At 65.3% G+C, this 15,569-nt stretch carries 9 protein-coding genes; 6 read left to right on the forward strand and 3 right to left on the reverse strand.

Translation table 11 applies throughout. The annotated features are described in order from the left end of the window. Positions 1-202: 202 nt before the first annotated feature. Genes AMYAL_RS0119465 through drmB form a run of 4 tightly spaced genes read left to right on the forward strand, consistent with a single transcriptional unit; the run spans position 203 to position 11,922 of the window. On the forward strand, positions 203-4,960 hold the full coding sequence (locus AMYAL_RS0119465) for a DEAD/DEAH box helicase (RefSeq protein WP_039795599.1): 4,758 nt from the start codon (positions 203-205) through the stop codon (positions 4,958-4,960). Further along, positions 4,960-6,855 carry a UvrD-helicase domain-containing protein gene (locus AMYAL_RS45990; RefSeq protein ID WP_020632978.1) on the forward strand — a complete coding sequence of 632 codons (1,896 nt, stop codon included), beginning with the start codon at positions 4,960-4,962 and terminating at the stop codon, positions 6,853-6,855. The genes AMYAL_RS0119465 and AMYAL_RS45990 overlap by 1 nt, the downstream gene beginning before the upstream one ends. Further along, positions 6,852-10,067, forward strand: a complete 3,216-nt coding sequence (locus AMYAL_RS0119475) for a helicase-related protein (RefSeq protein ID WP_020632979.1) — start codon at positions 6,852-6,854, stop codon at positions 10,065-10,067. The genes AMYAL_RS45990 and AMYAL_RS0119475 overlap by 4 nt, the downstream gene beginning before the upstream one ends. A 10-nt stretch (positions 10,068-10,077) precedes the next feature. Next, positions 10,078-11,922, forward strand: a complete 1,845-nt coding sequence (drmB, locus tag AMYAL_RS45995; RefSeq protein ID WP_039794053.1) for a DUF1998 domain-containing protein — start codon at positions 10,078-10,080, stop codon at positions 11,920-11,922. Between the two features lie 9 nt (positions 11,923-11,931). Here drmB and AMYAL_RS0119490 read toward each other — a convergent pair whose 3' ends face one another. Next, positions 11,932-12,312 (reverse strand): very short patch repair endonuclease, encoded by a 381-nt coding sequence (locus AMYAL_RS0119490; RefSeq protein WP_039794054.1) that lies wholly within the window; start codon positions 12,310-12,312, stop codon positions 11,932-11,934. A gap of 72 nt (positions 12,313-12,384) precedes the next feature. Next, complete coding sequence (locus tag AMYAL_RS0119495) at positions 12,385-12,945, reverse strand: TetR/AcrR family transcriptional regulator (protein WP_020632983.1); 561 nt, start codon at positions 12,943-12,945, stop codon at positions 12,385-12,387. Between the two features lie 36 nt (positions 12,946-12,981). Between AMYAL_RS0119495 and AMYAL_RS0119500 the strand changes: the two genes are divergently transcribed. Both AMYAL_RS0119500 and AMYAL_RS0119505 read left to right on the forward strand, forming a co-directional pair. After that, entirely contained in the window at positions 12,982-13,650 is a 669-nt protein-coding gene (locus AMYAL_RS0119500) for an SDR family oxidoreductase (RefSeq protein ID WP_026467248.1), read from the forward strand. A 4-nt stretch (positions 13,651-13,654) separates the two neighbouring features. Then, entirely contained in the window at positions 13,655-14,548 is an 894-nt protein-coding gene (locus AMYAL_RS0119505; protein WP_020632985.1) for an SWIM zinc finger family protein, read from the forward strand. Here AMYAL_RS0119505 and AMYAL_RS0119510 read toward each other — a convergent pair. Beyond that, the gene (locus tag AMYAL_RS0119510) at positions 14,545-15,552 is read right to left on the reverse strand and encodes an SEL1-like repeat protein (protein ID WP_020632986.1); all 1,008 of its coding nucleotides are present in this window, start codon (positions 15,550-15,552) and stop codon (positions 14,545-14,547) included. The genes AMYAL_RS0119505 and AMYAL_RS0119510 overlap by 4 nt on opposite strands. Positions 15,553-15,569: the final 17 nt, after the last annotated feature.

Here is a 15,569-nt window from a genome sequence, read left to right on the forward strand (position 1 = left end):
GGCAGCGACAGTCCACTGACTGCCCACGCACGATCGAATCCCAGCGCGGCCCGTGGTCGGGTCGTAGTTCCACCGTGCCCGAATGCGTATCGGAGGTGTCCGACACGCGACGGTGTGCCGCGCCCTCGAACCCCGATCCGACTCAGGACCAAGGCGACGTTGGTCGTTGAACCCGTCGCTCAAGGAGCGAGAAGAAGTGGCGATGATCGACCGCGCGGCCAGTGCCGTGCTCGGCATGATCGCCAGGCTGGACAGCCTGGCACTGAGGACCTACGCGCTCGACCCCGATCGCATCAAGGAGGACGCCAACGCGGAGCGTCGTATCCATCAGGGTGGCTACGGAGAACGCCAGGTGTACGAGCTGGTGCAGAACGGTGCGGACGAGATGCGGGCGCTCGAACACCGGAACGGCACGATCCAGGTCGTTCTCACCGAAACCCATATGTACTGCGCGAACGACGGTGCGCCCATCTCGGAGCAGGGAGCGGACACCATCCTGCGCATGGGGGTGTCGCAGAAGAGCGGCGGTCAGATCGGTCGCTTCGGTGTCGGAGTGAAGTCGGTGCTGACCGTGACCGACACTCCGCAGTTCTTCAGCCGGTCAGGGGCGTTCGGGTTCGACGCGGAGCGTTCCGCCGAGGAGATCCTCACGGCCGTCAACGCCGCGCGGGTGGAGAACGGCGAGGAACCGTTGGAAACGGTGGGCGACACTCCGGTGCTGAGGCTCGCTTGGCCGCTGGACGAGGACAGGCATCGCTCGTCCGACCCGATCCTCGACGAGCTGATGAGTGCGGGAGCGGCCACCGTCGTCCGCTTGCCGCTGGTGACCGGCGTCAGTGATCTGCTCGGCAAGGACATCATCGAGTTCCCTCGCCTCTTCCAGGTGTTCTCGCACCACGTCCGCAAGATGGTGCTCGAGGACCGTCGGGAGTTGCCGGTCGTCCGTCGCGAGATCACCGTCGAGCACGACGGCGTGCGGCACGTGATCCACGAGGCCCGTGGCGGTCGGAAATCGCGCTCGGAGCGGTACCGCGTGTTTTCCCGGAAGCACCAGGTCAGCGAGCGCACGCGACTCGGTGCGGGTGAACTGCACGACCGTGTCGTGATCGACATGTCGTGGGCTGTTCCGGAGTACTCGGTCACGAAGAACGACCGCGGACAGACCGTGTGTCAGGTGCCGCATGAGCGGGGGGAGTTCTGGGCCTACTTCCCGACCGAGTACGCGACCACACTCAGCGGCGTCGTCAATGCCGCGTGGAAGACCAACGAGGACCGGCAGCACCTCCTGTCCGGAAGCGAGCTCAACGTCGAGCTGTTCGACGCCACCGCCGAACTTGTGCTTTCTTCGCTGCCGGATCTGGTGGTGGCCGAAGACCCTGCCGCGTACTTGCCGCTGCTGCCCGGACGTGCCAAAGAGTCGCCGAACTGGGCGTGCGAGTACCTGACCGAGAAGGTCTGGGCACTCGCGGCAGACCGACCTTCGCTTCCCGATCAGGACGGGGTCCTGCGCAAACCCGCCGATCTGCGCGTCCATCCGGAGTTGGGCCAAGCGGCCCTGATGCTGTGGGCCGACTATCCAGGCAGGCCGAAGAACTGGCTGCACGGGTCGGCGGACCTGACCGGGTTGCGTCGGGGAAAGGTGAGCCACGTCCTCGCCGCGGCGGGTGCAGAGACCGAGAGCGTCGTCTCATGGCTGGAGGCTCTCGTCGAGGACGGGACGCCGGAGGCTTCCGTCGCCGCCATTCGGATCGTGGCGCACTTCGAGGAACTCGCGGACGAAGACGTCAAGAGCCTTCAGCTCGCGGCTTCGGCGAGGACGGCCAAGGTCGTCCTGACCGAAGGCGGTGAGTTCGTCGCGCCGACAGCCGGCCGCGTTTTCCGACTCAACGACGAAGACGGTCTCGAGGACGACCTGGTGTACGTGGATCGCAGGATCTCCGGCGACCCGAAGATCCTCCGGGACCTCGACCGGCTCGGCATCCGTGAAGCCGATGCCGAGGGACGCTTTCGCAGCGTCCTCGACCAGGGGTTCTCCGGCTACGGCGCAGAACAGTGGACCAGGTTCTGGGAGCTGTTCAACGCGGCGGGCGGCGTGGAACTCGTGAACGTGGTCAAGGACAAGTCGGCCGGACTCCGGGTCATGACCATGGCCGGGGTCTTCCGTCCGATCGAGTCATGCCTCCTGCCGGGGCCGGTCGTACCCGAGGACGGCTCGCGTGACTCCCGCATGACCGTGGATGTCCGATTCCACACCGACGATCTGGCCGCTCTGCGGGAACTCGGCATGACGGACCGGCCGACTCCGGGCCATCGACCGCCGTCGAACGGCTGGTTCGAGGAGTACCACCAGTGGGCGCATGACGACTACTGCCGGACGCTGAAGGCGACCGCGAGCAGGGTGCAGCTTCAGACGGTGGTACTGAAAGGTCCTCCGACAGCCGGACCGCTGCACCTGTTCCACAAGCTGTCCGACGAAGGCAAGGCCGCGTTCCTGTCGACGATGCCCGACGAGGGCCTGATCGAACACTGGACGAGGCAGATCGGCGCCAAGGTGAGCACCAGGGCACGGGTGCTGTCGCCGGTCAATTGGTTGCTGCGGAACCAGGGCATGGTCGAGACCTCGACGGGGCTCGTCGCCGTGAGCGAAGCGGTCGGACCTCAGCTGAGCGAGTTCGCGTCCGCGCTCCCCGTCGCGGACATCAGTCCGGACAAAGCCCGGCGGTTGGGGATGACCGTGTCCGTCGACGACCTGGAGCCGTGGCGGTGGTCCCAGTTCCTCGGACGTGTGCGGGTGAGCGCTGACGAGAGGTTCGTCGGTCACGCGTACGCCTTGCTCTCGCGGTACGCCTCCGATCTCGTCGAGGGAGAAGAGACCATGCGTTGCCAAGTCGGCCAGGCGTGGGAGCTGCGGCCGCGGGGTGACATCGCGGTGGCCACGACCGATGACGAGTACGCCACCCTGGTCCAGGAGAGTCATCCCGCTGTACTGGTGGATTCCCCGGACCAGATCGACCAGGTCGAGTTCATGGTCCGTGAGCTCGGCATGCGCAGGGTGGCCGATGTCGTCGAGAAGCGCCTGCGCGCGGTCTACAGCAGGCCTGCCACCTTGATCAGCGACGAATACCCGCCGCTTCGGCAGCGTCTGGGTGCGATGGCGGTCCAGGGACTGCGGCTGCAGTGGTGCAGCGAGCTCGAGGAGATGACCAGAACTCCTCAAGGCACGCGAACCACCGCGTTGCGAAGCGCTCGGCAGGACAACACGGTGCTTGTTCCGGAAGACACGTCTTCCGAGGATGTTCTCGTCTTGGCAGACAAGGAATTCGGTTGGGACCTTGGCGTCGTCGGGTGCCGGAGAGTCCTCGAGGCACACCGCGATCAGCAAAAGAACAGTGCTGTCCAAGCCCGACTGGCGACGATCCGGGAAAGCGACAGTCTGGTCGAGAAGATCGTTCTCCTGGTGGGAGAGGACAACCTGCGCGAAGGGCTGCCGACCGGTCTGGTCGCAAGTGAAGAGTCGGAAACAGGCCGGGAGCCGGATGGCCACAGGCTCGCTCAGATGGCGTACAACGCGCATGACAACGGTGTGCTCCGAGTGCACGCGAGGGACATCGCCGAGCGTTTCGAGACCGCTCCGACCCATTTCGACGGAGGCCCCGCGGCGTTGCGGTTCGTGACCGATCTCGGCCTCCCCGACTCGTTCGCCGGCGTTCGGATCCCTGCTCCTCCCATGCGCGAGGAGGCCGACGGTCCGACCGCGTTCCCCGTGCTGCACGACTACCAGGAGGTTCTCGCGATCCGACTGACCGAGCTGCTGCGGGCCGAGGTCCCCGAACGGGGAATGTTGAGCTTGCCGACGGCAGCGGGGAAGACCCGTGTCGCGGCCGAGGGCGCGATCCGGTGGGTGCGGGAGGACGGCGTCCCCGATGGGCCGATCCTGTGGATCGCGCAGACCAGTGAACTTTGTGAGCAGGCTGTTCAGTCCTGGAAGCATGTCTGGGAGAAGGTCGGCCCCGAGCGGTCGCTGGTCATCGACCGCCTGTGGACGTCGAACTCCGCGACGCCCGTCACCGGTCGGCCGCACCTTGTCGTCGCAACGGACGCGAAGTTGCGAAGCTGCTTGGGCTCGGATGAATACGCTTGGTTGCGCAACGCTTCGATCGTTTTCGTCGATGAAGCTCACATGGCGATTTCCCGCGAGTACACCTTGATCTTCGAGCAGCTCGGTCTTACCCATCGTGAGACCGAGCGTCACCTCGTGGGTCTGACGGCGACGCCGTTCCGTACCGACGCGGAGCTGACGAGACGGCTGGTGCAGAGGTTCGGCAACCTGCGTCTGGACGACGGGATTTTCTCCGGCGAACCGATTGTCAGCCTGCAGGATCGCGGAGTGCTCGCACGGGTGGAACATCGCGAGCTGTCCGGTGCGGACATCGTGCTGGACCCTGACGAGCTGAGCGGGATCACGGGTTTCCTTCCTCGAAAGGCGGAGCAACGCCTTGCCGAAGACGATGCCCGCAACAAGCTTCTCCTGGAGGAAATCGCGGCTCTGCCGGAGGACTGGCCGGTTCTCGTTTTCGCGACGTCGGTCAGCCATGCCAAGTTCCTGGCAGCCAAGCTCGGCGATCGAGGTATCCGATCCGCTGCGATCGACTCCGCGACTCCGCCGCCGGAGCGGCGGCAGCGAATCGAGTCCTTCCGGAAGGGACGGATTCGGGTCCTCACCAACTACGGCGTTCTTTCCCAAGGATTCGACGCGCCGGCAACCCGTGCTGTCGTCATCGCCCGGCCTGTGTACAGCCCCAACGACTATCAGCAGATGATCGGGCGGGGGTTGCGTGGTACCCGCAATGGTGGCAAGGACAGCTGCCTCATCCTCGACGTGCGTGACAACATCACGAACTTCCGCCAGGACCTCGCGTTCACGAAGTTCGAGTACCTCTGGCAGAAGGGACGAGGGTGATGGCGCCAGAGGACGTCGGATTCACACTCACGCCTGCTCAGCAACGAGTCGTCACCAGCACACGGGACGCCAAGGTGTTGGTCCCGGCGCAAGCGGGGGCGGGCAAGACCACCACGCTGGTCCATCGGGTCGAGCACCTGATGAAGGCCGAGGGAATCGGGGCCTCGGAGATCCTGATCTGGACGTTTTCCCGTGCTGCCGCTCAGGTCCTGCGCGGCAGGGTGGGGCGGAACGCGGTCGCCGGCAGACGAGTGCGTGCCCAGACCTTCGACAGCTGGGCGTCATCGTTTCTGTCCGAAGTGGGCTACCTGCCCGAACAGCTGGCGAGGATGACGTTCGACGATCGGATCGAGCTGGCCAGACAGGAAATCCTGAACGGTGCCGTCGAGAACACCGAACGAGGCAAGCCCGCCCACGTCATCATCGACGAGGTGCAGGACCTTGTCGGGTTGCGGCGCGACATGGTCGAAAGCTTTCTCGATCACTTCCCCGACATCGGTTTCACCGTCGTCGGTGACACAGCCCAGTCGATCTACGGCTTTCAGGTGGCGGACCCGCAGGAGAGGGCGGACGAGACGGGTTATTTCTTCAGCTGGGTGCGCGGTTCTTTCGGAGACGAAGTCCACGAAGTGGTGCTGGACGACAACTTCCGTGCCCGTACCGCCGAGGCGCGGGTGGCGCTGCCTCTCGGAGCACAGTTGCGGAACGACGACGAGGCGGTGGCCTGTCTCCCGCAACTCCGGTCATGCCTCGCCACCCTTCCGCTCTTCGGGGGGCTCGATACACCCTTCGCGCAGGATTCCTTGCGGTACTTCAACGGCACGACGGCGATTCTGTGCCGTGACAACGCTCAGGTTCTGTTGATGGCCGAGCAGCTGGTGAAACTGGGAGTACCACACCGCATCCAGAGGTCGCCCAGGTCGGGCGCCGCACCTGCCTGGGTGGCGGGGTTGATCGGTGCCACCGGCATGGCGACGTTGAGCCAGGAACGATTCGAAGAGCTGGTACCCGAATTCAGCGCGCCCGGAGATCTCGACGTCGCCGAAACGTGGCGTTCGTTGAGGACAGTCGCGGGAGCAGCTCGTAACCGGCTCGACCCGGAAGCCCTGCGCCGAGCGACAGCCGACAGCCGGTTGCCGGACGACCTGACGGCGTTGCCTTCCCGGTCCATCGTCGTGTCCACGGTTCATCGCGCCAAGGGACTGGAGTTCGACCGTGTGCTGGTCGCCGGCTTCACCGCACAAGAGCAGCGCCGTACCGACGAGACCGACCTGGCCGCCGAGGCGCGGCTTCTGTACGTCGCGATGACACGTCCTCGCGACGACCTGTTTCGTGTCGAAGGCCCCAAGACCTGGGCATTGCGCAAAGGCGAGCAGCTTTACAAGCCGATCGCGCGTTGGTACGCGACCGGTCACAAGAATTGGGTCCGTGCCGGCATCGAGAGCATCGAGACCGACGTGTGCCACGAGGCGCCGGCCCGCATACACGGGCCGGGGGCCGATCCCGTGGCCGCGCAGAAGTACCTGGTCGGTTCCGTTCGACCGGGGGACTTGGTGAGTCTCGACAGGCTTCACGATCTGCCGTCGTCGGACACCGAAACACCGCCGTACGGAATCGTCCACGAGGGAATGCCCATCGGCGAGATTTCGAGAAGCTTTCGACATGACTTGTGGCGCCTGCTCAAGCAATCGGCCAACTTCCGCGTGGAGCGATGGCCGTGTCGGATCACCGGCCTGCAGGTCGACTGCGTGGAATCGGTCGTCGGCCCCGGCGCTCTCACCGAACGCCACGGCCTCGGCGACCGCGGCGTATGGCTCGCTCCTCGTCTGTGCGGCCTCGGCCGATTCGACTGGACCCACGCCGATCGACTCCCGGAAGGACATGACCACTCGTGACCGCCTCCCGCCATGCGGCGCACTATGCACTCCGCACCGAACTTCGTGCCGCTTTGCGCGCGGACCTGCTCGGTCCGGAGGGAAGTGCGGAGGAGGTCTTGGCCTCCGATGCCCCTGTCACGGCGTACCCCATCGGTGTCCTGTTCCCGCAAATCGAGGAGTCGGACCAGCCTGCCGAAGAGGACGGGGTGGACACGCCGCCGGACATCGTCCGCGGTGATGATCCGGAGCAAGGTGAAACCGACCTCGGGATCGCGCTGGCCAACCAGCGGAAACCTTCCTCGATGGGCATGACGTTCGCAGTCGATGCCGATGTCGCGGCCGTCGTGTACGCGAAAGTCCGAGTCGCGACGTATGTACCCGAGGATGAAGAGGGCAGGGTTGTCGAGCCGCATCGCGGCGAGGCCCGAAGCATCAAGGAGCAGCGGGAACGCTGGCGTCGGTTACCTGTCGAGTTCGGGCCGGTGCAGATCGACGTCACGAAGCCAGGAATGTCCGGAACAGAGTTCGGCAATGAACTCGAGTTACGCACACTGGTCCGGCCTGCCGACGTCAACGGCGTGGTGTCGGTGACGGTGACCCTGGTCAATACGCGCCGCGTGGGTGTCTACGCCCTGCAGGACGCAGCCTGTTTCTTCCAGTCCGAGCTGGAGGTATTCAGCACGGAGGGAACGCGACCGTTCGTCGAGCGAAGGGCTTTGCTCGAAGCGGTCGACGACGAACACGCGTTGAGTCGGCTGTTGCACCGGCACGCGCCCAATTTCGCCACCGGTCACGGCTGCTCGGTCGCCTGGGACTGGACGGCTCCGCCGATCCGGACTCCCATGCACGCACGTGCTGCGGTTTCGTCCGTCCGTACGGAGTTCATGCCCAGCCATGAGGTGCTCCTGACCGACTCGAACCCGGATATCGACGCCGACGCACTCGGGATGCATCGGCTCGGGAATGGAAGCGTCGAAGAGGTCGGCGAGGCTCTCGGCGGCCTGCTCGACGGGTACTCGAACTGGATCGAGGACCGTCGGCGAGAGATGCTCGAGCTGAAGGGGACGGAATACGACAACGTCGCGCGAGGGCAGATCGAGTTCTGCACCCGAGCGCTCGAGCGGATGCGGCGCGGAGTCGCGTTGCTCGAGGATCCCGAACAGCCGCTGCCGTTCGAGGCGTTTCGTCTGGCGAATCAGGCGATGAGCCGCCAACGCGGCCGGGCCGACTGGATCGAAAAGGGGCGAGCGGGTTCGCCCGATCCCGAAGCAGGCCAGTGGCGCCCCTTCCAGGTCGCTTTCATGTTGCTTTGCCTGGAAGGCATCGTCGATCCGCACCATGAGGATCGGGAGATCGCCGACCTGCTGTGGTTCCCGACCGGTGGTGGCAAGACCGAGGCCTATCTCGGCCTTGTGGCATTCACCGTCTTCCTCCGCCGTCTCCGCGATGGTGAGCACGGTGGAGGCGTGACCGTGTTGATGCGCTACACCCTGCGCTTGCTGACTCTCCAACAGTTCGAGCGTGCGGCGGCGTTGATCTGTGCCATGGAGCGGGTTCGTGCCGAGCGGAGCGAGGGTGACCTCGGCACCACTCCCGTGTCGATCGGCATGTGGGTGGGGAGGTCGGCGACCCCGAACAAGCTCGATCGGGCGCAGGCGAGGCTCGACGAGCTGCGGGCGAAACCGGACAAGCCGCTGCAGAAGGAAAACCCGGTGCAGCTTCACTCCTGTCCATGGTGCGGAGAGCCTTTGAGCGCCACCGACTACAAGGTACGTCTTCGAGCGGCTCGCATGATCGTCCGTTGCCCGCACGGCGACTGCGAGTTCAACAGTGACGCGGGCTTGCCTGTGCATCTCGTGGACGAGGCCGTGTACGACGCCCATCCGACACTTGTCATCGCCACAGTGGACAAATTCGCCTCCATGCCTTGGCGACCCGAGACGGCTGCCCTGTTCAACCGCGATCTCGGTACGGAGGTGCGGAAACCGGAACTGATCGTCCAAGACGAGCTGCATCTCATCTCCGGGCCTCTGGGCACTCTCACCGGTCTCTACGAGACGGCAGTCGACGTCTTGGCGGACCGGCCCAAGGTCGTCGCCTCGACCGCGACGATCCGGCGTGCGTCGGGGCAGGTGGGAGCGTTGTTCGATCGGAAGTTGGCCCAGTTCCCGCCTGCGGGTCTCGACGCGCGGGACTCGTGGTTCGCGGTGGAAACCCCGCGGTCGGACAAGGCATCTCGACGCTACATCGGGTTGCTCACGCCTGCCACGAGTCAGGCGACTCTGCTCGTCAGGACCTATGCGGCCCTGTTCCATGCCGTGTCGCGAACCGCGACCGACCTCGCGGTGAGTGATGCCTACTGGACGCTCGTCGGATACTTCAACAGCCTGCGCCTTCTTTCGGCGGCCGAACTGCAGGTACTCGACGACGTGCAGGATCGCATGGAGCTGTTGGCCAAGCGGGATTCGAACAAGGCGCGGTCCATAAAGGCTCACATCGAACTGAGCAGTCGTGCGGACTCGAGCGCCGTTCCCCATTATCTGAAATTGCTCAAACGTACGTTGCCGGAGGACAAGGCTCTGGATTTGCTGCTGGCGACGAACATGATCTCCGTCGGGGTCGACATCGACCGGCTCGGTCTCATGGCCGTCATGGGGCAGCCGCAGACGACGGCCGAGTACATCCAGGCGACGAGTCGGGTCGGTCGTCAGCATCCCGGCCTCATCGCCGTCATGCTCAACTCGGCGCGTTCGAGAGACCGATCCCATTACGAGAACTTCCCCGGCTTCCACTCGGCTCTCTACCGTGAGGTGGAGTCGACGAGTGTGACGCCCTTCTCTGCTCGCGCTCGTGACCGTGGCTTCCACGCGGTCGTCGTCGCGCTCACCCGACTGACGATCACGAAGGCGTCTCCCAACGACGCGGCCGCCGACATCGAGACCTTCCTGCCCGAGATCAACTCGACCGTCCGACCCGCGATATTGAGCCGAGTCGAGTCGGTCGATCATAAGGAGTTGAAAGCGGCAGAGGAGTGCTTCGACGATTTCATCACTTGGTGGCGTGAGAAAGCGGAGGACGAGCCAGGTCTGGTGTATGAGCCCAAGCGGGGAACCCGGCAGCCTTCACTGCTGAAGAGCTTTGACAGCGGCGAAGACGACAGGAGCTGGGACACGCTCTGGAGTCTCCGCGATGTCGATGCCGAGTCGACACTTTTTCTCGAGAAACGGTAGGGACGAACGGATGACTCCTCCTCCATCCTCCAGGGGCCGTGGCTCCGGTGGCCCAGCTCGTCCGCGGGCGCGCAAACTCGGTGCGGTGCGGCGTTCCCAGCTCGTCACCACGTACGGGGTCGGAGCGATGATCGCAGTCGAAAACGAGTCGTTCATCGTCTCCGGGATCGACTCGTGGAACATCGACGATGCGCCGATAATCAACGAAGGCAGGCTTGCGAACGCGTTTCCCGGCATCGATTTCTTTCGCTTGCCTCCCGCACCTGATCCCGAGTACGGGATCGACGGTGTCCGGGTACGGCGATTCCCCGAATTCTACTCTTGTCCGGATTGCAATGCCCTCCAGTCCTACAAGGAATTCAATTGCCTGCCGGGACGTGCTCGTTGTCCCGACTGTGACGAAGACCTGGTCCCCTCTCGATTCGTCCTCGCGTGCGACGACGGACATATAGATGATTTCCCCTACTGGAAGTGGGTCCATCGGGGAAACGCGTTGCAGAGCGGCTTCTGTGGTGGGAAATTGACGCTGAAAACGGAAGGCAGCGCCGCGTCTCTCCGATCCGTTGTCGTGAGCTGTTCGTGTGGCGTCCAGAGTGTTTCGATGGAGGGTGCGTTCCGTGTCAAGGCGCTGAAAGAATTGGGAATTCGCTGCGAGGGACGCCGTCCGTGGCTCGGCGGAGCCAAGCCGCAGCCGTGTGCCCGTCATCCTCGAACCATGCAGCGAGGTTCATCGTCGGCATGGCATCCGGTGATGCGAAGCGCCTTGTCGATTCCGCCGTGGGGTGAAGGCATTCACCAGCTGCTCGTGCAAGAGAAGTTGCTCGATGCGCCGGAAAGTGTTATCCGCTGGCATTTTGAGCAGCGTCCTGCGCTTCTCAAAAGAAATAAGGCGACCGTCGAGGAGGTGGTGATCATCGCGCGTGAAATAGCCGCTCAGAAGGCTGCGTCGGCCGGGGCTGAAGCTGGTTCGGATGACCTCTATGCCGGCCTGCGGGAGCAGGAATACAAACGCTTGCGCAACGGCAATCCGGAGCGACACTCGGCCGAACGGCAAGATTTCATCTGCGAAAGGCCCGAAGGTGATATCGCGCCAGTGCGCGAACTGGGCGTCGTCGAAATCATGTTGGTGAAGCGCCTGCGCGAAGTTCGGGCGTTGCAGGGATTCACCCGCGGCGTTGCACCCTTGGAGAGTGAACCTGATCATCGACTTGCCGCACTTCATCAGTCTGACATCAACTGGCTGCCTGCGATCGAGGTCAAGGGGGAGGGGGTGTTCCTCAGGCTCGACGAAGACCGATTGCAGGCGTGGGAGACCAAGCCCGAGGTGATCAAGCAGGTCGAGCAGATGCGGCTGAATCATCTCGCGCTTCTGCGTGAGCGAACACCGGCGGACTCGAAGGCGAAGGCGTCCGGATCACCGGTGTCCCCACGTTTCGTGCTGCTCCATACCTTGGCCCACGTCCTGATCAACGAGTGGAGCCTTGACGGCGGATACCCGGCGTCCGCTCTGCGGGAGCGTCTGTACGCGAACGAGTCGATGGCCGGCATCCTTCTCTACACCGCAACCAGCGACTCGGCAGGCAGCCTCGGTGGCATCGTCGCCCAGGGCGATCCGAAAAGCCTTTCCGAAACGCTGAGGTCTGCGCTCGCTCGGGCTTCGTGGTGCTCGAACGACCCCTTGTGCATGGAATCCGGTGCCAGTGGTGCGGACAGCGTCAACCTCGCGGCATGTCACGCGTGTGTGTTGTTGCCCGAAACGAGTTGCGAGCTGAACAACAGTTTCCTGGATCGCACGCTGCTCATCGGCGCTCCTTCCGGAGAGGTGCCTGGATACTTCCAAGCCTCTGGGGTGTGAACCGAAGTGTCAGCCCGGCCGCCTGTCGAGCACGATTTCGTGGACGCGGGCGGCCGCGGCTTCGACTGCTTCGTGTTCCCACACCCGTACGGCCAGCCAGCCCGCGTCGGCAAGGCGAGCGTCGGTGTCCAGGTCGCGCCGGCGATTGGTTTCGATCTTCGTACGCCAGAAATCAGCGTTGTTCTTCGGCCATGTCGCATGTTCCGGGCAGCCGTGCCAGAAACAACCGTCCACGAAGACCGCGACCTTCGCGGGACCGAACACGACGTCGGCCTCCCGACGTACACCCTTCACCGGCCTGCGGTGGACGCGGTAGCGCAACCCGCGGGCGAACAGGGCTTTGCGCAGTTCCATCTCGATTCGAGTGTTCCGAGACTTCTGCTTGCTCATCCTGGCCCGGACGCCCGTTGATGCCTCCAGCTTCACACCCACATACTCGCAACACCATGTTGGGGCGGTCCACTAGTCCCCAAAGACACTGGTCAGGGCCTTTCGGATCAACCCCGGCAGGTCGCCGTCTCCGTTCGTCTCAGCCCACCGGATCAGCGCCACATGCGCCGCCCCCAGGCACGCCATGGCCGTAGCCCGCACCCGGAACTCCTCCTCGGGCGAAGAGCAACCGAGAGCAGCCACGATCGCATCAGCGGTCGCGTACTGGCTGTCCAGATGCCGCGCCCGCAGCGCCGGCACCGAGATCATCAGCCGCAGCCGCGCCAGCAGGAACGCCTTCTCCTCAGAAGTGCCCAGAGCCGCAGTCGACTCCAAACCACGCCCGATCCGCAAAGACAGAGGACCAGCAGGCTGAGCAGTGACGGCCGAAGCGGTCACAGGGTCGTATTCGTCGTAGAGGACCAGGTCCTCCTTCGTCGGGAAGTGCCGGTACACCGTCATCGCCGAGACGCCGGCCGCCGCGGCGACGTCGGCGACGGTGGTCGCGTCGTAGCCGACCTCGGTGAAGAGGCGGACGGCGTGTGTCTGCACGAGGAGCCGGGTTTCGGCGCGCTGGCGGGCTCGCAGGTTCATGTGGTAGAGACTATCAAAGTGGTAGTAACTAACAGTATGAAGACGGCATTGGTGACAGGGGCGTCCAAAGGGATCGGGGCGGCGATCGCGCGGCGGCTCGAAAGAGACGGCGTCAAAGTCCGAAGGCATGACAGCAGTCAGGGAGACCTGTCGACAATGGAGGGAGTCGACAAAGCCCTGGAGGGCATCGACAGCCTCGACATCCTGGTCAACAACGCGGCCGCACAGCCGGCGGGACCGATCGAGACGGACACGCCTGAAAACTTCGACCATCTGATGGCGGTCAACGTCAGGGCGCCGTACTTCCTCATCCAACGGGCACCGATGAACGACGGCGGCCGCATCATCAACGTCTCCTCGGTCGCCACCAGGATGGCCAACCCGGCGCAGACGTCCTTCGCGATGACCAAGGGCGCGCTCGAGACGATGAGCCGCACCCTCGCCCACCAGCTCGGACCCCGCGGGATCACGGTCAACGTCGTCGCGCCCGGCGCCACCAGGACCGCCGACAACGAAGCCATCTTCACGCCGGAGCTGACAAAAGCGATAGAAACCCTCACCGCCCACCAAAGACTCGGCACCGCGGAAGACATCGCGGACGTCGTCGCGTTCCTCGCCTCGGACGACGCCCGCTGGGTGACCGGGCAGGTCCTCGACGCGAGCGGCGGGTTGTTCCTCGGGCCGCCGGCCCAAGGGGTTCAATAGGGCGGTGACGTGGTTCAGCGAGGACGAACTCCGCAGGCAGGCCGGTGATGTCTCGTTCGCGCGCGGGGCCAAGTACCTGGAGTCGGTCGAGGCGCTGGACGACGTCGCGGGCGGGGTCGCGGCGGTGGTCAGCGGCACAGACCGGTACACGGTCCGGTTGCGCGACGTCGGCGGCGAGCTCGTCGGCGAGTGTTCCTGCCCGCACGCGGCGGACGGCTTCTTCTGCAAGCACTGCGTGGCCGTCGGGCTGCTGGTCCTCGAAGGGGTGGTGGACGGCGGCGCGGCCGACATCCGCGGGTACGTCGAAACCCTGGACCGCGCCGAGCTGGTCGAGCTACTGGTCGGGCACGCGAACGAGGACCCCGTTCTCTTCCGCAAGCTTTCGCTCAAGGCGGGCCGCGAAGACCTCGGCGCGTTGCGGCGGCACGTCGAGGGAACGTTGCGGTTGCGCGGTTTCGTCGGGTTCCAGGGCACGCTCGCGTACACCGAGAAGGTCCGCGAGGTGCTCGCCACCGCCAAGGAACTCATGGACGCGCCGCTGCTGTGCCGTGTCGTCGAACTCGTCGTCGAGGCGCTGGACTTCGTCGAGGACTCGTTCGGCGCGCTCGGCGAGGAGGTCCGCGCGGCGCTCGCGTTGTACGCGGAGGCCTGCGCGGAAACGCCGCCGGAGCCCAAGGAACTCGCGGAGTGGTTGCTACGCCTGGATCTCGACGGTTCGGGCCGCGTCGACGTGAGTATCGCGGACTTCACCACCGGGCTCGGTTTCGAGGGGCTCGCGGTGTTCCGCGCCGGCGTCGAGGAACGGTGGCGGCTCGACGACGGCGAGGACCCGTACCGCAGCCGCAAACTCCAGCGGCTGCGCGAGGGATTCGCGGCGATGCGGAACTGGCAGGCCTAATAACCCCGCCGGTGCCGCACCCCCGAATTGCGGTACAGCTCCTCCAGATCCCGTTGCCCGGCCTGGTCACCGGTGTCGGCGGCCGCGCGGAACCAGTGTTCGGCCTCCTGGAAGTTGCCGTGCTCGGCGGCGAGCCTGCCGAGGTTGGTGTACGCGGGGACACTGCCCAGTTCCGCGGCCTTCCGGTACCAGGCGGTGGCCTCGCCGGGATCGTGCCGGTCGTTGGCCAGCACCCCCAGGTTCGTCATCGCCGCGGCGTCGCCCCGTTTGGCTGCCTTGAGGTACCAGCGTTCGGCCTCCTCCAGTTCGCCACGCCGGTGCAGCACCAGGCCGAGGCGGACGGCGGCTTCGGGTGCGCCGGCGGCCGCGGCCGCGTGGAAACAGCTTTCGGCGCGGGTGAGGTCGTCCCGTCGCTCGGCCTTGAGACCGAGTTTGACCAGCGACGGCGCGTCGGCCTCTTCGCCCGCCCTGCGCCACCAGGGTTCCGCTTCGACCGTGCGGCCGGTGTCGCACATCAGGGCGCCGAGCGTGATCATCCCGTCGACGTTGCCCGCTTCGGCGGCCTCGCCCGCCCAGCGTTCGGCCTCTTCGAGCTCGCCGCGCCGGTGCAGCGCCCGCGCGAGTTCCGCCATCGCCTCGACCTTGCCCTCGACGGCGGCCCGTCGCCACCAGTCCTCGGCGGCGTCCTGATCGTCGCGTCGCGCACAGAGATTTCCCAGATGCGCCATGGCATGCGAATCACCGGCGAGCGCGGCCTCGCGGTACCAGCGTTCGGCCTGTTCGGGTACGCCACGTTCGCGCAGGAGGTGCGCCAGGTTGCCCATCGCGACCCTGTCCCCGCCCTCGGCGGCCTTGCGGAACCACACCTCGGCCTCGTCGAGATCGCCGCGCTCCAGCGCGGTGGATCCCATACGTGCCATGGCGATCACGTGCCCGCGTTCCGCGGCCTTACGGTTCAGATAGTCGTCGACCCTGGTGTTCCACTTACGTTTTTCGGCGCCCACAAGCCCGCTCCTTCCGG

This window comes from Amycolatopsis alba DSM 44262 (genome assembly GCF_000384215.1).
Taxonomy (GTDB): Bacteria; Actinomycetota; Actinomycetes; order Mycobacteriales; family Pseudonocardiaceae; genus Amycolatopsis; species Amycolatopsis alba.